Source organism: Nostoc sp. 'Peltigera membranacea cyanobiont' 213, assembly GCF_002245975.1.
In the GTDB taxonomy this organism is placed as follows: Bacteria; Cyanobacteriota; Cyanobacteriia; order Cyanobacteriales; family Nostocaceae; genus Nostoc.
Genome location: NZ_NOLI01000091.1, coordinates 1 through 18,030 on the forward strand (window position 1 = coordinate 1; position 18,030 = coordinate 18,030).

Genomic DNA, 18,030 nt, shown 5'->3' on the forward strand with positions numbered 1-18,030 from the left:
ACCGCCAGATATCTCGGTGCGTTACGGCTTTCGCCTAACACACCCTACTGTATATTTTATTTTTTGGAAGTCCCTTAGCTGATGACCTTGTGAATTATTGGTTTCAAGTACTAACTTTTAAACCTGCCACAGACTTGATTGTACACAATGTCATTTTTAGAATATAAACTTAAACAAATTAAATATATAGCTTACCTATTAGCTATTTTATATATTTAATTTAGATTAAAATTCGGATAAATTTACTTAAATAAACTTCCTATAATAGTTTAGCACTAGCTTAAAATTTTAACTTTTTTGATATTAGTTGAAGTTCAGAAATTATCAAACTATGTTTCATAAATCGTTTCCATTATTAGTGATTAGTTTATGGGGAATTACAGTACTACCTTTGCCAAATAGGGTAAGTGCTATAACTCCTCTGACGCGAGCAGAGATTCAAAACCTCCGCAACTTGGTACAACTGATACCCAGAGACAGACAGAAGAAGCGTCCTGCACGCAAATTAGATGCAATAACTCCTGGGGATGGGTTGTCAACTGGTCGAGCTTCCCTAGCAGAGTTACGCTTTAACGACGGCTCTTTGGCACGGGTTGGGGAACAGGCTATATTTCAATTTTTACCAAACACTCGTAGCTTTCGACTCTCAAATGGAACAGCATTGCTACTTATCCCACCTGGAAGGGGGCAAACACTCATACAAACACCAAGTGCAGCAGCAGCAATTCGTGGTTCAGCATTATTTGTCCGCTATAACAAACAAACAGATACCACGATTGTGGGTGCGCTGACAAATAGTGGCATTGAAGTTTCAAATAAGGAATCTTCTCAAAGTCAGGTGCTGCAAGCAGGACAGATGATGGTTATAGTTAAAGGCAAATTTCAGGGCTTATACGATTTTGATCTCAGAAATTTTTATGAAACGAGCGATATGGTTCGGGGGCTTGATTTAACTAGGCAAAATCTTACACCTACAGCCGACCCAGCGATCGCTAGCGTTCAAGCTGAAACTGCTGCGGCTCTGAACGCACAGTCGCCCATCACAGGTGAGGGAGTAGTTGAAAACCCATCTTTTGCAGAGCTAACTACTAATCCTTCAACTTCCTCTACCAACGATATTATTACAGACAATTTCCCAGTAGACCCCATTAGGGATGATTCCCCATTAAATTCCTTTGAGGACATAGGACAAATCCTATCAAATACTCAGCAACGCTCTGGGAGAAATAATACTACTAGAACTATAACGCAACCAGTCAATCTTCCAGTCAGTCCTCCAGTTAATCTTCCAGTCAATCCTCCAGTCAATCCTCCAGTTAATCTTCCAGTTAGTCCTCCAGTTAATCTTCCAGTCAATCCTCCAGTCAATCCTCCAGTCAATCCTCCAGTTGAGCCTCCAGTCACTCCTCCAGTCGAACCTCCAGTCACTCCTCCAGTCAAACCTCCAGTCGAACCTCCAGTCACTCCTCCAGTCGAACCTCCAGTCACTCCTCCAGTCACTCCTCCAGTCACTCCTCCAGTCACTCCTCCAGTCGAACCTCCAGTCGAACCTCCTGTCAAACCTCCTGTCAAGCCTCCAGAAAAACCTCCAGAAACCACCTGAAACACCCACCAAAGCAAAAAGTGATATTCCCTACGACCAGAGAACATCTGCTAACGCTAGATTAAATCAAGGACAGGACTTAAACAGGGTTCACCAGATATCCTTGATATAGTTCAATCACATTTTGTGTGTAAGTTCCCAGGAACTAACTTTTTGCTAGAGAGAACAGAAATTTATGGCTTTTGATTACGACCTGTTTGTAATTGGTGCGGGTTCTGGAGGTTTGGCGGCTTCCAAACGGGCGGCTAGCTATGGGGCAAAAGTGGCGATCGCTGAAAATGATTTAGTTGGTGGTACTTGTGTAATTCGCGGTTGTATTCCCAAAAAACTCATGGTCTATGGCTCTCACTTTCCCGCCCTATTCAGTGAAGCTTCAGGTTATGGCTGGAAAGTTGGTAATGCTGAGTTGGACTGGGAATATTTCATTACATCTATAGATAAGGAAGTTCGGCGACTGTCGCAACTACATATAAGCTTCTTAGAAAAAGCCGGAGTAGAACTAATTTCTGGTCGCGCCACATTACTAGATTCCCACACCGTAGAAGTTGATGGACGCAAAGTGACAGCAGACAAAATTTTAATTGCTGTTGGCGGTCGTCCTATCAAGCCAGATTTACCAGGGATGGAATATGGCATTACCTCTGATGAAATCTTTCATCTAAAAGAAAAACCAAAACACATCGTCATTCTTGGCGCTGGTTATATTGGCACAGAATTTGCCTGTATCATGCGTGGTTTGGGTTCAGAGGTGACACAAATTACCAGAGGTGAAAAGATTTTGAAGGGGTTTGATGAAGACATTCGTACAGAAATTGAAGAGGGGATGACAAACCACGGAATTCGACTGATTAAGAATAGTGTGCTGAAAACAATTGAACCCGTGCCAGAAGGTTTTAAACTAACTTTATCAGGGGAAGACCAAGAACCAGTAATTGCTGACGTGTTTTTAGTGGCGACTGGTCGAACTCCCAATGTAGATGGACTAGGTTTAGAAAACGCTGGGGTTGATGTTGTGGCTAGTTCTATCGAAGGGCCTGGATACCTTAGCACCAATGCGATCGCAGTCAATGAATATAGTCAAACGAGTCAACCGAATATCTTTGCTGTTGGCGATGTCACAGACCGAATCAATTTAACTCCCGTCGCCATTGGCGAGGGTCGCGCCTTTGCTGATAGTGAATTTGGAAATAACCGCCGCGAGTTCAGTCACCAAACTGTTCCCACAGCCATATTTTCTACCCCAGAAGCCGCAACAGTAGGCTTGACAGAAGCCGAAGCCCGGGAAAAACTCGGTGATGCCGTCAAAATTTTTCACACTCGCTTCCGTGCCATGTACCATAGTTTGACTGGTAAACAAGAGAAGACAATGATGAAGTTGGTGGTTGATAGCAACACTGACAAAGTGCTAGGCGCTCACATGGTGGGTGATAGTTCAGCTGAGATAATTCAAGGTGTAGCGATCGCGGTGAAGATGGGCGCAACTAAAAAAGACTTTGATGCCACCGTTGGTATCCATCCCTCCGCAGCCGAAGAATTTGTCACAATGCGGTAATCAAAAAGAGTTAGGAGTTAAAAGTTATGAGTTATGAGTTGAAGAAATAAACTCATAACTTAAAACTTAAGATTGTTATTAGCCCTAACTTCTAACCATCTACAGCTTTGCAATATATATATCTTCACGGTTTTGCTTCCAGTCCTAATTCTACCAAAGCGCGGGATATAGGCGATCGCTTTGCCAAAATTCAAACGAAAGTCAAAATTCCCGATTTGAATGCTGGTGATTTTTCGCAGTTGACAATCACTCGTCAGATCGCTCAAGTTGCCGCAAAATTCAGTCATAATTCTACGCCAGTAACCCTAATTGGCTCAAGTTTAGGTGGTTTGACCGCAGCCTACTTGGGACAGGAATATTTACAAGTAGAACGCCTTGTGCTGCTAGCACCAGCCTTTGGTTTTCTATCCCATTGGTTGCCCAAGTTAGGCGATGAAGAAGTACAGCGTTGGCAGCAAGAAAAATATATCATGGTCTACCACTATGGGGAGGAGCGATCGATTCCTTTAAGTCACGATTTCGTTAAAGATGCTACCCAATATCAAGAAAATTTTTTGCAACGTCCTATCCCCACCCTAATTTTGCATGGAAAAAAGGATGAAGTTATTCCCATCGAAGCTAGCCATGACTTTGCGCGTTCACGTCCTTGGGTGGAGTTAGTCGAACTCGACAGTGACCACGCCTTGAGTAATGTTATGGAAGAAATTTGGCAGGCAATTCGCCTCTTTTGCCAGTTACCTTGAAGTTGTAAAATATTAGATTCTCATATAACTAATGTCCTTTGTCATTTGTTCTTTGTCATTTGTCTTTTGAATAACTAACAACCAATGACTAATGACTAATGACTAATAACTAATAACTAATAACTAAAATTATGCTTCCCTTCATCAGGTCAGATTTAGCCCAATTTACCGCGTATAAACCCCATCCTAGCAGCGATACAGCCAATTCTGTGCCCACACAGTTCGATCGCCTGGATACAAATGAAAGCCCTTATGATTTACCACCTGAGTTAAAAGAGAAGCTAGCCTGGACATATCAGCAAGTAATTGAAACAAATCGTTATCCTGATGGTGGACACGAAACACTTAAGGATGCGATCGCAGAGTATGTTAATGAATCACCCGGCCTCTCGCTATCTAATACTGCTGCCAATATTTCTGTAGGAAATGGTTCAGATGAACTAATCCGCTCTTTATTAATCGCCACTTGTCTTGGAGGAGAAGGTTCAATTCTCATTGCCAATCCTACTTTCTCCATGTACGGAATTTTGGCAAAAACTTTGGGCATTCCTGTAATCGCGGTGGGTAGAAATGAAACAAATTTTGAAATTGACATAAGCGCCGCACAGTTTGCGATCGAACAAACTCAAAATCCCCCTATTCGCGTAGTTTTCGTAGTGCATCCCAATTCGCCGACTGCAAATAGCTTAACGGCGGCGGAGTTGGCATGGTTAAGAAGTCTAAGCGAGGATATTTTGGTAGTAGTTGATGAAGCTTACTTTGAATTCAGTCAAACTACCCTAGTAGGTGAATTAGCCCAGCGCCCAAACTGGGTAATATTACGTACTTTTTCTAAAGCTTTCCGATTGGCAGCTCTCCGTGTTGGTTATTGCGTCGCTCATCCTGAAGCGATCGCCATCTTAGAAAAAGTTCGCTTACCTTACAATCTTCCTAGCTTTTCTATAGCAGCAGCACTATTTGCTTTACAAAACCGCACACAGTTGCTGGACTCGATTCCCCAAACCTTAAGCGAACGAGCCAAACTCATCGAAATTTTATCTCAGCAACCAGAATTACAAATTACTCCAAGCGCTGCTAACTTTATCTACCTACGCCTTAAACCAAATGCTTTTAATTCACAAGATGCTGCGCTAAAAACTTTCCACCAGAAACTGAGAACACTCGGCACTCTTGTGCGACAAATTAGCGGAGGATTGCGAATTACTGTCGGGACAATTGAGGAAAACGCCCGCACGATTAATCGAGTTCAAGCTGTTTTAGCAAATTTGGAATTTTAGTATATTTACTCAATAATTAAACCGGCTGTCCATCTCACTGCCCAAACGACGGACTACTCCCACTGTTTGTGGCAGCACACCTACCAAAAGAGCAAAAGCAACATTCGGCAAAAGAGCCACTATTTCTGGTGGAAAGTATTGCTCAAACTGATCGAGAATTTTCTGAACTCGCTGCCCAGGCACTGGGTTTTCTGTAATTTGTTTGATCAATCGAATCCACTGTCGCCTAATCAAGTAAGCCTTCTGGCGTTCTTCATTAGATTCGGGAGTTAATAAAGACAGATTACCTATGGGCAATACCCTTTGGCAATCACAATCATAATCCCCACCCACAGCAGCCCCAGGCCCAGCAAACTCTGCATGATAGCGTTTAAAGAGGATTAATCCATTTCGTCTACGACTATTGACGACGAAAACTTCTCCACTGTGTAAACGTGTAAGGATATCCGAGCCTTGCGATTGCTCAGTTCCATCTGGCATAACAACAGAGTTATGGAAACTAGTTTCAGGGTAATAGGTTGATATCATAGAGGTTTGATAGCGCCGATGCTGTTCGCTATCCATGTTTTTTAAACTTTCAATGAATTTGGTAGTAGTATGCACTTCAAAACGTAACTATCTGTTATGTCAAATCAAGTTTTTGAATTTTTTTATTATCAAGAGTCTTTTAGTCAATTTAACTAAAGATAGTAATCAATACACATTGTTTAGTAATTGAATGATCATATCTTATGAGATATGACCAGATTTGTCCCCAAATTCGGATAGTGTTTTATTAAAGTTTTTATAAAGATGAATATCTTAATTACAAAGTTATTATGAGGGATCGCTAATTTTATCGGGGTAATTATACCGATATGTTCTATTGTAACTCGCTTATTTACCTCTATAAAATACTCTAAAATAATTGTTGTTTAATGACAAGTCAAAAAAGATAAAATGTAACACTTAAATTAGTAAACGAACTTTTCTCAAGTTATATGTTTATTAATATTAAGAATAGAAATATCTGTGAAAAATCTCAACAAAATGTCTTTTCCAAAAAATCAGCAGGTATATATATCAAGCATTTGAGCTAATCTAGGCTGTTTTTTTAGTTAGGTCAGTTTGTGCCCTGATTATCGATATTGATGATAGATTTTTTCCAAAATAATTACAATATTGAAATTTACACAAATTTAGATAGTTGAATCAACACTCAGATGTTTATGCAATAGCATCTGGCTTGAGCGTCCTAGTAAAAACCTATTCAAATTTGATTCGACTTTATGTACTCGATATCCCATCTTGAAATAAAGTTGCCTTGCCTGATGATTATTTTCCAAGACGTGAAGATATAAGTCTTGAAATCCCCACTCACGCGAAACTTTTTCACAGCTAGTCAATAACCCTGAAGCCACACCATGTCTACGGTATTTTGGGTGAACCGCTAAGTTAGATAAATAAGGAAAACCTATACTAGCCTGATTCCACGAATCACTGTAACGTACACCCAGTTCCACACTTCCCACTAGATTATTAGCCGCACCACTAGTACCTTCAAAGGCGACTAAACAAACATGACGAGGTGGAGGTGATGCCATCCTATGCCTTAAGTCCTCGTAAATACCCAGACGTAGCAATGGAAAAGCCCATCCCCACAGACCTTTTTGGGAGTGAAAGCTTTCAGCAATAATTTGGGAAACATCGATCAAATCAGCAGGTGTAGCTGTACGAACTTGAAATTGCCAGCAAGCTGGATCGATTGGCTGTTCCTGGTATGGATGAAAAAACCGATATTTCAAGGCTAGTTTAGTATTGATATTATTCAACGAAAATTTTCTCAAATATCCTCAAACACCATTTAAACTGAGTAAAAACTTCACATCCGCCCAGGAGATTGAACTGACTTAAGATTGCTAATTCACTTTTGCTTATACAGCAAACAAAGTTTTACACTTGAGTTTGAGGCTTATATAGCCTGTATTTTTAAATAATCTTAGAAGTTACAACTTCGTCAAGCCACAATCTTAAGTTCGTCGAGTTCAGATGCATCCCTTACTTGAGATAGAGAGTATGTCAGTCTGTTAACCACAAAAACATCTGTAGATTCGTACAGGTTTAAGTGAATGGGTAGATAAATAGCATAACCTAGCCGTAGGCATTAACTACAAAATTGTTAAGTAAGTACACTAGCAATAAACTCTGGTTAAAAACTACCTTTAGTTGTAGTACTGAACTTATTCATGCAATTTAAGCTACACTAACAAAACTTTGCTACTAAGTGATGAGAGCAGCCTGTGCAGATACCAGGAAAGAATCTCCAAGATTCATAATCCCTGACTTTTTAACCAATACTACTTGTCTTAATGATAGTTCTGATTGCTAAATTAGAAAGAGGCATTTGTCTAATAGTATACTTTGGCTTTAAATCTTATTATTTTAATCTCCCTGACTCTACCATGACTACCATAAATAAAATTTACCCGCAAGTGTTAGTACAACGGCTGTGGAGGGAAAACTTAATATGCAGCTTCATCTGGAATTTTCAGCTAGCTATGAGTGCTGTATCTAGTATCAGACATTACTCACAGGAGGTGAAAGAACGTTTGGCAAGCAAGTATCGACTCTATAACCCTAAAACTGACCATGAAAGCAATTACACTGCACCAAAACAAACGTTAATGGGCATAAGCCATTGAGACGAATTACTGTGAGTAAACGCTCCTACACTCAGCAGTCATGTAGCCAAACAACCTTATTGGTCGAAATGCTCTGCTCTTACCTGAGGAAGAAAAATCCTTCCCCGATCAGATTATTCTTTATCCGACTGCCGTTGCAGCAGGAAAGCGGTGCATGAAATCCCAAGCAAACAGTAAGCCTAAAATTTTGGTTGTCGATGATGAGCCAGACAACCTTGACTTGCTTTACCGCACCTTCTATCGCGACTATAAGGTGCTAAGGGCAACCTCTGGCCCTGCGGCCCTCGATCTACTGGCTCAAGAAGGAGAGGTCGCGGTGATCATCTCCGATCAGCGAATGCCGATGATGAGTGGGACAGAATTTTTGAGCCTGACAGCAACTCAATATCCAGATATTATCCGAATTATTTTAACTGGCTACACCGATGTCGAAGACTTGGTGGAAGCAATCAACGCTGGTAAGGTCTTTAAATATGTCACTAAGCCGTGGGAAGCTGAGGAACTTAAAGCAGTAGTACGCCAAGCTTTGGATACTCACAATGTCCTCAAAGCCCGCACCCGCGAACTTACCCGCACACTCCGACAAGAGTCGCTGCTGAATACCGTCACAAACACAATTCGCAGTGCTTTAGACTATCGCCAAATTTTGCAGGCAATTGTAGATACAGTGGGCCACATGTTGGAGGTGGATGTGTGCCTATTGCGTCCCTTCCAAGATGAGCAGTTGACGGATAAAGGATTCATTTATCAGAAGGCTCTTTCTGAAGAAGCAGGGGAACATACATTAGCAGAGGTGCAGGCAAATAATTCTTCTGCTGTGTCCCTCTCTCCCTCTACACCTGTGACTATTTTGGCTCAAACTGTATGGGAAACTCGCGAAGTTCAGGTGATTCACGATGTAACCGATGATGAGCGCATTCACGGTAATACTCCCGAACTGCACCAACGTGGGGAAGCTTTCGTTGCTGCTAACATTTGTTCTAGTTTAGTTGTGCCATTGATCTGCCAACAAGAACTTATGGCAGTGCTGGCACTGCACCAGTGTTCTGTACCCCGCTTCTGGGGAGAAGATGAGGTGCAGCTAGTGTTAATGGTAGCGGATCAGGCAGCCTTAGCTTTGTCTCAAGCTTATGCTTACGAACAAGTCCGGGCCCTTGCCAAGCGAGAGAGCTTAATCAATACGATTACTAGTGCGATTCGCTCTAGTCTAGATCCTCAAGATATCTTTGCGGCGATTACTCAACAGCTGGGCCAAGCCTTACAAGTTGATGGCTGCGTCCTGTCTTTGTGGACAGAAGATGATGAGTTTGTCGAGTGTGTGGGCTTGTATGACAGTTTTCAGCATTTAGAAAATTTAGGTAGGTACAGTTCAACCCAGGCATGGCCAGCCTCAAACAATAACTCAAGTAGCAATCATCACCTAACAACTCCAAGATTACCCTATTCTCAAGCATCTATCCAAGAGAATCCAATCCTTCAACAAATGCTACAGACACATGAACCTGTGGTAATTGGTAACGTGAGCCATTCTCCCTCAGATGTGCAGGGTTTTAATTTGCCGTTAAAAATGCCAGCGCGATCGCTAATGTTTGTGCCATTACTGGCAGATGGTAAATGCATCGGTAGTATTACTTTGCATGAAGGTAAAAAAGTACGGAATTGGCTGCAATCTGATATCGATTTGGCGAAAGCAGTAGCAGCTCAAGCAGCGATCGCTGTGCAGCAGTCACACTTGTATGAAAAAACTCGCCAGCAAGCTGAACGCTTACTAGAATTAGACAAACAAAAAACCGAATTTTTCCAGAATATTTCCCATGAGTTTCGCACACCAATCACCTTGATCCAAGGGCCTTTAGAGTCGGCGGTGGCGGCTGGTGAAGGATTATCTTACTCCCAAAGTGCGATCGCTCTGCGTAACTCCCGCCGCCTCCTGCGACTAGTAAATCAACTCCTGGATTTACAACGCCTGAATGCGGGAAGAATGCAGCCTAGTTTCCATCCCTGCGATTTGGTCGAATTTGTCAGCCAAATTGTGGAATCTTTTCGTCCCTACTGTGAGAAAAAGAAACTGCATCTGATCGCCCAGTTAGATGAATGTTCTCCGGTATACTTGGACATGGAAAAATTTGACAAGGTGATTTACAACCTGCTGTCAAATGCCATGAAGTTTACTCCTGAAGGTGGCACGATCGCTGTCAGACTAAAATCTGAGCGAGATCGTTGCATATTGCAAGTACAAGATACGGGAATTGGCATTGTTCAAGAACAAATTCCTTACCTATTTGAGCGCTTCCGCCAAGCTGAAGGTTCAGCAAACCGTTCCTATGAAGGCAGTGGCTTGGGTTTAGCCTTAGTTAAAGAATTGGTAGAATTACATGGTGGTCAAGTCACTGTGGAATCAGTTTACGGTCAAGGTACTACCTTTAGTTTATGGCTTTTGACTGGAAATGCTCATTTACCCGCACAACAAATACTAGAAACGCCTGCGGAAGTGAATACGAGCCGCGCTAGTGTAGAATTGGCTGATTTAGAACTGGTAGAGTCAACAACAGACAATATTGAAGATATTACAATAAATTCCTCCCCTCATATTGATACTCAAGACTCAGCACTTAAGACTCAGCACTTAATTTTAGTTGTAGATGACAACCCGGATTTGCGAACCTATGTATCTGAGATTTTCCGCCGTAACGGTTATCGCGTACAGACGGCTCGTAATGGTTATGAAGGGCACAATACAGCTAAGGAAATTATGCCCAGCTTGATTGTGACTGACTTAATGATGCCCTTGGTGAGCGGACTGGAGATGATTCAGCTGATTCGCAAAGAGGAAAAGTTAAAAGGAACACCAATCATTTTGCTGACAGCAAAAGTTGACGAGGAAACCCGCATCGAAGGTACAGAACATGGGGCGGATGCTTATTTAGCAAAACCATTCAACGATCGGGAACTTTTAGCGGAAGTTCGGAATCTTTTAGCATTGAAAGAAAATGAACGACGAATCGTGGAGTTAAATACTTATCTAACAGAATCGGTGCTAAAGCGCTTTTTGCCAGCTGTATTGGTGCAAAAAGCCGCAACTGGTGATTTAACGTTAGATTTGCGTCCAGAACCACGCTTAATTACAGTTTTGTTTAGTGACATCGTGGGTTTTACACAGCTATCAAATACTCTCAGATCCCGACGAGTCGCAGAATTGCTAAATGAGTATTTAGAAGCTATGACCAAGGTTGTATTTGGCAATGGCGGCACTGTAGATAAATTTATGGGAGATGCGATCTTAGCTTTATATGGAGCGCCAGAAGAGCTAACCCCCAACGAACAAGTGCGTCGTGCCATCAATACAGCCAGAGCAATGCACCGCTCACTGGCTGACTTGAATCAGCGCTGGCGAGATCAAGGTGTATTTGATGGTGACAGACTTACTAGCGTCCAGTTTCGGTGCGGTATCCACCAAGGTACTGCTGTTGTAGGGATGTTTGGTGGTGCTGAACGGGCTGATTATACTGCTATTGGCCCAAGTGTAAATATTGCTGCAAGGTTGCAAGCTGCTGCTGTTCCGGGTACAATCCTGGTTTCTGCTGCCGTAGCAGATTATTTGCAAGAAGAAGAAATTACTAAAGGTAGTCCGCTAGAACTTAAAGGAGTGGATGAAACAGTTTTGACCTTTGCTGTTACACCAGAGGTAATGGTTAATCGCTAAAATTTAGACTGGTATTTTAAAGCATTAGCAATTAGTAAGAGTGCCTAATCATATCCAGTTTATATAATATGACACCATCGGTTGCAGACAAAACTCCAATTCCAGCCAAAGTCTGGAGGCGACACACTGATCCACCAGGTTTGTGGATTTCTGTCGTTATCGGTTCAGTCTCTCTGCACTTGCTGGCGTTCTGGCTAATACGCTCATCTAATGGATTTAGTCTGTGGTTTCCCCAGCAAAGCCAATCTGCTGTTCCTGTTGAATTGATAGACATTCCTCCTGAAACAAAATCCACAGCCAAAAGAGTTTCGCCAAAGCCAGCATCCACAACTCAAAAGTCTGTTTCAGCACAAACAGCACGAACTCAGCCCAGAAATGAAGATTTTGGGGCAATAAATTCTGCTGATAATTTCCAGCAAAAGAGTCGAATTTACGCCTCTCAACCTAATAGACAACAGAGAATTCCTGCATCCACACAAAAACCTATAGTTACACCGAAAGCGATCGCCACACAAAAACCTATAGTTACACCGAAAGCGATCGCCACGCCCAAACCTACAGTTACACCAAAAGCGATCGCCACACCCAAACCTACAGTTACACCAAAAGCGATCGCCACACCCAAACCTACAGTTACACCAAAAGCGATCGCCACACCAAAACCTACAATTACACCGAAAGCGATCGCCACGCCCAAACCTATAGTTACGCCAACACCTACGGTTCCAGTCGGTAATCTACCTTGGAAACGCCGTCAAGAAATCACACTGGGAAAGGGAACGGCACTACCAACAGGTATTCCATCAACTCCACCAACTCCGACTGGAGAAACTTCACCAACTCCAGCTAGGGAAACTCCACCACCTTCGACTAGAGAAACTCCATCAACTCCGACTGGGGGAGCATCGGTAGCAATAGTAGCTCCTCTGCTGAGAAATGAAATGATTAAATTTATACAAACAAGAGGATTTCGACAAGATGCTTTACCCGATGTTATCGCTTCATACACGGGAAGCAACTCAAAACAATTAGACTCAAGTTTTCTCCCAAGCGATTCCGAAATTAAGCCTGCACAGATGCTTGTTAGTTTAATAATCGATCGCAATGGCAAGTTTCAACAGGCTGTAGTTCTAGAAATAGAACCAACAACACTACAAAGTGAAAAAAGCACATACGAGCGAGTTCTTAATGATGTTTTCAAAACAGAAAACTTTCTTGCCGCTCACAACAACGATGGTAAAAAACCAGATTTGAGTAATTTGTTTGTACGAATCAAAATCCAGCCTGCTAATTCTAACTAGATGCTTGAATTTTTCTAAAAGCTATGTTATACTTAATAAGTTGGAAAGTTGCGGGTGTAGTTTAGTGGTAAAACTATAGCCTTCCAAGCTATTAATGCGGGTTCGATTCCCGCCACCCGCTTTAAAAAAGTCTGAAGTCCAAAACTGAAGCACGGTGTAAATACACCTAATATTTTGCTTTAGATTTTTGGAGTGGGTGTGGTAAACCACCCACTTAACCAAGCTTTATGTTAAATAACCTTATTATTGTTTTTCTCGATCGAGAAACAGCCGTAATCGCTCAAGCGATGCCTGCGGCGGGCTATGCCTACGCTAATCTTGGCAAACAAATGAAAAACTAGAGGAATATCGCACAGCTTTAATTTCCGAGTATCCCTCAATGCTCTTACATCAACAATGTGTAATATCTATCGACTTATCCAAACCTGCCGCTAACGTAATCTTTGGTATCTTGCTGCTGAGGATTGTTGAAAATTAGTTCTGTTGCTTCGTACTCTACCATGTAGCCGTTACGACCTCCATTTTCAGTAGTTTTGACATTAAAAAAGGCTGTCTTGTCAGAAACCCGCGCTGCTTGCTGCATATTATGGGTAACGATAACAATGGTATATTGCTCTTTAAGTTGGTGAATGAGTTCTTCAACCCGCAACGTGGAAATGGGATCGAGAGCGGAGCAAGGTTCATCCATTAAGATAATTTCAGGTTGGACTGCGATCGCACGAGCAATACATAATCTTTGTTGTTGTCCACCAGATAGAGAGGAACCACTTTGTCGCAGTTTATCTTTTACTTCGTCCCACAAAGCCGCTTGCCGCAAACTCCGTTCTACTAATTCATCCATATTACCTTTGTAGCCATTGATTTTGGCTCCAAAAGCAATGTTGTCATAAATTGATTTTGGAAATGGGTTTGGTCTTTGAAACACCATCCCAATTCTCCGACGCACTTCTACAGGATCGATGTCGGATGCATACAAATTTTTATCGTAAAAAAGTATTTTACCTTCTGCCCGAAATGACTCAATCAGGTCATTGAGGCGGTTATAGCATCGCAGCAACGTACTTTTACCACAACCAGAAGGGCCGATAAAGGCTGTCACCTGATTTTTTGGTATATCTAGCCAAATATTCTGCAAGGCTAGAAATTTGCCGTAGTAAACGTTGAGGTTTTCGGTGCGTAAAACGGTTTGAGTATCATTCACTGTGCTAACATTGGTAGCCATATAATTAAGTGCAGTATTAGTTTTAGCGATACAAATCCGCCATGTAGATGCTACGTCACTAAGCTTTCTTGCGAGTTGCCCAGCGAGCGATGATACTTGTGATTAGAACCATCAAGACTAAAATCAAAGATGCTGCCCAAGCTAGTGATTGCCAATTTTTAAAGGGAGAAATAGCATATTTGTAAACCAAAACAGCAAGGGAAGCTGTGGGTTCAAATAAGCTACCAGGCCAAAAATTGGAAAACAGGGCGGTAAATAGTAAAGGTGCGGTTTCTCCAGATGCTCTGGCGATCGCTAGCGTTGCCCCAGTTACAATTGCAGGTAAAGCTGCTGGCAAAACTACTTGACTTACTGTTTGAAAGTTTGTTGCTCCTAACCCTACAGATGCTTGCCGCAAATCTTGCGATACTAACTGCAAGGCTTCATCAGTGGTTCGGACAATAATTGGCAACATCAAAATTGCCAGCGCAAACCCTCCACCGAGAGCAGAATACGATCCTAAGTTTAACTTAACCAGTGTCAAAACCACAATCCCGTATGCAAATACCCCAGCAATGATTGAGGGGACTCCACTCAATACGTTAGCTGCAAAACGTACCCATCTTGCAACATTAGCCGAGCTAAATTCTGTGATGTAAATTGCCGCTAAAATCCCAAATGGGATACTAATCACGGCAGCAATTCCTACCATTAATAGTGTGCCCAAGATTGCATTACCAAAGCCCCCTCCCTTTTGTAAAGCTTTGGGTGGCAGTTCAAAAAAGATGCTAGGATTCAAACTGCTAAAACCTTGAATAATGACGTAAGAAAGGACTGCTAGCAAAGGCACAAGAGCCAATACTCCACAGATAAATGCAGCCACAGTCATTACAGTATTAAACAGTGTCCTTTGAGACATGGGAGCGCGAATTAAACTGCGCTCTGGAAAACTAGAAGTCATAATTCAATCCAAAACTAAGCTACAGTCGCTTGACTCTCAGAACGATAAACTCGGCCATGATATTTACTACTAAAGTCAAGAAGAATAGAACTAAAGCAGCGTACATTAAAGCCGAAACTTGCAACCCACTGGCTTCTGAAAATTGATTTGCCAGTAGAGAAGAAATCGTATTGCCTGGTGCTAACAGCGAGATACTAATGTTGTTGGAATTACCAATCAACATTGTTACAGCCATTGTTTCTCCCATTGCCCGTCCGAGTGCCAACATCACAGCACTAACTATCCCTGAAAAGGCGGCTGGAATCAGAATTTGCAAAATTGTTTCCCAACGGGTTGCTCCTAATCCTACGGCGGCTTGGCGCAAACTGGGGGGTATAGAAATTAAGGCATCACGCGATAGGGCTGTGATGATGGGCAAAGTCATAATCGCTAAAATTACACCTGCCGGCAACATTCCTGGCCCTGTAGGGGGGGTGCTAAAAAATGGTATCCAGCCAAAGTAAGTATTGAGCCATTTTCCCAAGTTAGTTATGAGAGGCACTAAAACGAAAATACCCCACACACCATAGACAACGCTGGGAATAGCTGCGAGTAGTTCTACCGCAAAAACTAATACCAATTTCACTTTAGCGGGTAAAAAATCCTCGCTGAGGATAATAGCTGTACCAACTCCAATCGGTACAGCTATCAGTAAACCGATAAAAGAACTCAAGAGAGTTCCATAAATTTGAGGTAGCACCCCGTAGGTATCATTAACTGGGTTCCAAGTGGTGTTGGCTAAGAAGCTTGCACCAAATTTTTGGATGGCAGGCCAAGAAGCGATCGCAACTTGTAAGCCGATCCATAATAAAGTGGCAGCAACCCCAAAGGCAAAAATTTTAGTAAGCCAAATAAAACCCCGATCTAGGGACTTTTCTACATCAGTGCGATTTTTTGTCGCTGATGAAAGATTTTGAGAATTTGTAGTCATGACTACCGACTTTCACAATTAAATCAGAGGAAGATATGGGAGGCAACCATCTCAACAAAATTGTTGCCTCATAGTCTTTTTAAACTAGTTTTGTAACCAGCCTAAAAATTATTGTCTAGGAATGTCTCATGTCTTAGCTGAAGCTACTTGGTAGCGCTAGTACCAGCAACAGAGATTTTATACTCTGGACTAATTTGATCGGCAGCAGCAGCCACCTTTGCGATCACGTTTTGAGGTAGAGGAACATATCCTAATGTCGTGGCCTGTTTTTGACCCTCAGTTAAAGCGTATTCGATCGCAGCTTCAACTGCCTTAGCTTTTGCCGCATTGGGATATTTCTTGTAAGCCAAAATCCAGGTGTAAGTGACGATGGGATAGGAATCAGCCCCTTCTGGATCGGAAATGAAGACGCGGAGATCGGGAGGTAGAGTTACTGATGCCAGAGTTTTAGAGGCTGACTCTTCACTAGGTACAATAAATTTACCGCCTTTGTTTTCCAAAGCAGCAAACTTGAGACTATTTTGTTTGGCATAGCCGTACTCGACATAACCAATAGAACCTTGTGTTTGTTGGATTTGAGCGGTAATACCTTCATTACCCTTAGCACCAACTCCCTTAGGCCAATTGACAGTTTTGCCTTCACCAACTTTAGTCTTCCACTCTGGGCTAATAGCACTGAGGTGTTTTGTAAACACACCTGTTGTTCCGCTACCATCTGAACGATAAACAACTGTGATTGCCTGTTTAGGAAGCTTTGCACCTGGGTTAGCCTTGGCAATTTGGGCATCGTCCCAAGAGGTGATTTTGCCTAGTAGAATATCAGCATAAACGGCTCGTGGCAGCTTTAGTTCTGCAACATCTGGCAAGTTGTAAGCTAGGACGATGCTACCAGCAGTTACAGGCAGTAAAATAACGCCTTTATCTGCTGGTACCTTCTGGATTTCTTCATCCTTCATGGCAACATCGCTAGCACCAAAGTCTACAGTGCCTTTGATAAATTGCTCAACTCCAGCACCGCTACCAACTGAGGCATAGTCAACTTGCAGATTTGGATATTTTTTGTTTAGATCCGTAAACCATGTATCATACAATGGTGCTGGAAAAGATGCACCAGCCCCGCTTAACTTGATATTTCCACCCAAATCTAATTTGGTTGTGCTGGAGGCAGTAGTATCTGTAGCAGTGCCAGAAGGAGTCTCCTTGGTGGCCGTATTATCTGGGTTTTGCTGTCCGCCACCACATGCAGCTAGGCTGAATGTCAGTGCTAACACTGAAATTGAAGCTGTGAGGCGATGAATTTTTATTACACTAAGAGGTGAGGGCATCGCTATCAATAGTTTGGGTAACTTTTCAGGTGAGCGCTTCTAAGGATACCCCTAAAGAATGAATGTCAAGGTAAAGGATAGGTTAACAAAGTAAAAAATGCTTGTTTTTTTTTGATGAAGAACAAACACTCGTTTCTACTTTTGCTTGATAAAATTTATACTGCTATTGCTAGTCAGACGTTACAAATAGTACCACGGTAAGCTGGTTGCATATATTTACTAAACTTTATTATTTTAGTGTAGCTTTGTTAGTCCAGTGATAAAAAATGACAAATTGTGGTAATATGTAAAACTTAAAATAAATTTGAGAACCGATAAAAGTTCTTGCTGCTTAGAGGTCTAAGTAGGATAAAAGTCATAACTAAACAATCTAAGTTTAGAAAAAGTAGAAGAAAAACCGTCAATTGCCTATTTTATGGAGAGTAGGCAGAGCGATCGCTAAAAAATCGTGAATTAAAGAACTGTCTTTAACATTTTGTAGCATAAGTTGGCGCTGAATCGAAAAACTTAGTTTAAATACTAAATTTTGCTAACTTTACTGCGTATTAGGTCAAATACCAGAATCAGACTAGGCTTCAGTCAATAAAATTACAGCTATAGACACCTAAGCGATAATTTGCAGAACTGAAGAGTTACATACCAAAAAGGCAAAAAAAAATATGCTAATTCTTAGAGGTGTCAGCACAAATTTCATTTCAATACTAATGAACATA

Annotated in this window: 13 protein-coding genes and 1 tRNA gene; 8 read left to right on the forward strand and 6 right to left on the reverse strand. The window is 41.9% G+C overall.

The genetic code is table 11. The features are described 5' to 3' along the window. Positions 1 to 331: 331 nt before the first annotated feature. From CDG77_RS22205 to CDG77_RS22220, 4 genes are all read left to right on the forward strand, one after another. A complete protein-coding gene (locus CDG77_RS22205; protein WP_094331511.1) occupies positions 332 to 1,603 on the forward strand; it encodes a FecR family protein in 1,272 nt (423 codons plus the stop codon). Positions 1,604 to 1,778: 175 nt separating this feature from the next. Then, positions 1,779 to 3,155, forward strand: a complete 1,377-nt coding sequence (gene gor, locus CDG77_RS22210; protein ID WP_094331513.1) for a glutathione-disulfide reductase — start codon at positions 1,779 to 1,781, stop codon at positions 3,153 to 3,155. Between the two features lie 107 nt (positions 3,156 to 3,262). Continuing rightward, positions 3,263 to 3,898 carry a YqiA/YcfP family alpha/beta fold hydrolase gene (locus CDG77_RS22215; RefSeq protein WP_094331514.1) on the forward strand — a complete coding sequence of 212 codons (636 nt, stop codon included), beginning with the start codon at positions 3,263 to 3,265 and terminating at the stop codon, positions 3,896 to 3,898. A gap of 131 nt (positions 3,899 to 4,029) precedes the next feature. After that, on the forward strand, positions 4,030 to 5,175 hold the full coding sequence (locus tag CDG77_RS22220; RefSeq protein WP_190234030.1) for a histidinol-phosphate transaminase: 1,146 nt from the start codon (positions 4,030 to 4,032) through the stop codon (positions 5,173 to 5,175). 9 nt (positions 5,176 to 5,184) lie between these two features. Here the strand turns inward: CDG77_RS22220 and CDG77_RS22225 are convergent, their stop codons facing one another. Next, positions 5,185 to 5,739, reverse strand: a complete 555-nt coding sequence (locus tag CDG77_RS22225; RefSeq protein ID WP_094331517.1) for a hypothetical protein — start codon at positions 5,737 to 5,739, stop codon at positions 5,185 to 5,187. Between the two features lie 614 nt (positions 5,740 to 6,353). Continuing rightward, entirely contained in the window at positions 6,354 to 6,986 is a 633-nt protein-coding gene (locus CDG77_RS22230; RefSeq protein ID WP_223269919.1) for a GNAT family N-acetyltransferase, read from the reverse strand. A 630-nt stretch (positions 6,987 to 7,616) separates the two neighbouring features. Here CDG77_RS22230 and CDG77_RS22235 point away from each other — a divergent pair. From CDG77_RS22235 to CDG77_RS22250, 4 genes are all read left to right on the forward strand, one after another. Then, on the forward strand, positions 7,617 to 7,856 hold the full coding sequence (locus CDG77_RS22235; RefSeq protein WP_094331550.1) for a hypothetical protein: 240 nt from the start codon (positions 7,617 to 7,619) through the stop codon (positions 7,854 to 7,856). Between the two features lie 154 nt (positions 7,857 to 8,010). After that, positions 8,011 to 11,559 carry a response regulator gene (locus CDG77_RS22240; RefSeq protein ID WP_094331519.1) on the forward strand — a complete coding sequence of 1,183 codons (3,549 nt, stop codon included), beginning with the start codon at positions 8,011 to 8,013 and terminating at the stop codon, positions 11,557 to 11,559. A gap of 68 nt (positions 11,560 to 11,627) precedes the next feature. Further along, entirely contained in the window at positions 11,628 to 12,860 is a 1,233-nt protein-coding gene (locus tag CDG77_RS22245; RefSeq protein WP_094331521.1) for a hypothetical protein, read from the forward strand. A gap of 50 nt (positions 12,861 to 12,910) precedes the next feature. After that, positions 12,911 to 12,981 (forward strand) — tRNA-Gly (locus CDG77_RS22250). Between the two features lie 294 nt (positions 12,982 to 13,275). Here the strand turns inward: CDG77_RS22250 and pstB are convergent. The 4 genes from pstB to pstS all read right to left on the reverse strand — a co-directional run bounded on the left by pstB (position 13,276) and on the right by pstS (position 17,317). After that, a complete protein-coding gene (pstB, locus tag CDG77_RS22255) occupies positions 13,276 to 14,082 on the reverse strand; it encodes a phosphate ABC transporter ATP-binding protein PstB (RefSeq protein WP_094331523.1) in 807 nt (268 codons plus the stop codon). 58 nt (positions 14,083 to 14,140) lie between these two features. Further along, positions 14,141 to 15,022, reverse strand: a complete 882-nt coding sequence (gene pstA / locus CDG77_RS22260) for a phosphate ABC transporter permease PstA (protein WP_094331524.1) — start codon at positions 15,020 to 15,022, stop codon at positions 14,141 to 14,143. Positions 15,023 to 15,041: 19 nt separating this feature from the next. Further along, entirely contained in the window at positions 15,042 to 15,992 is a 951-nt protein-coding gene (gene pstC, locus CDG77_RS22265) for a phosphate ABC transporter permease subunit PstC (protein WP_094331526.1), read from the reverse strand. 143 nt (positions 15,993 to 16,135) lie between these two features. Beyond that, a complete protein-coding gene (gene pstS, locus CDG77_RS22270; RefSeq protein ID WP_094331528.1) occupies positions 16,136 to 17,317 on the reverse strand; it encodes a phosphate ABC transporter substrate-binding protein PstS in 1,182 nt (393 codons plus the stop codon). Positions 17,318 to 18,030 lie beyond the last annotated feature (713 nt).

Coding starts and splice junctions, on each gene's coding strand:
- CDG77_RS22205 (WP_094331511.1), top strand. CDS start 332: ATGTTTCATAAATCGTTTCCATTATTAGTGATTAGTTTATGGGGAATT.
- gor (WP_094331513.1), top strand. CDS start 1,779: ATGGCTTTTGATTACGACCTGTTTGTAATTGGTGCGGGTTCTGGAGGT.
- CDG77_RS22220 (WP_190234030.1), top strand. CDS start 4,030: ATGCTTCCCTTCATCAGGTCAGATTTAGCCCAATTTACCGCGTATAAA.
- CDG77_RS22225 (WP_094331517.1), bottom strand. CDS start 5,739: ATGGATAGCGAACAGCATCGGCGCTATCAAACCTCTATGATATCAACC.
- CDG77_RS22235 (WP_094331550.1), top strand. CDS start 7,617: ATGACTACCATAAATAAAATTTACCCGCAAGTGTTAGTACAACGGCTG.
- CDG77_RS22240 (WP_094331519.1), top strand. CDS start 8,011: ATGAAATCCCAAGCAAACAGTAAGCCTAAAATTTTGGTTGTCGATGAT.
- CDG77_RS22245 (WP_094331521.1), top strand. CDS start 11,628: ATGACACCATCGGTTGCAGACAAAACTCCAATTCCAGCCAAAGTCTGG.
- pstB (WP_094331523.1), bottom strand. CDS start 14,082: ATGGCTACCAATGTTAGCACAGTGAATGATACTCAAACCGTTTTACGC.
- pstA (WP_094331524.1), bottom strand. CDS start 15,022: ATGACTTCTAGTTTTCCAGAGCGCAGTTTAATTCGCGCTCCCATGTCT.
- pstC (WP_094331526.1), bottom strand. CDS start 15,992: ATGACTACAAATTCTCAAAATCTTTCATCAGCGACAAAAAATCGCACT.
- pstS (WP_094331528.1), bottom strand. CDS start 17,317: ATGCCCTCACCTCTTAGTGTAATAAAAATTCATCGCCTCACAGCTTCA.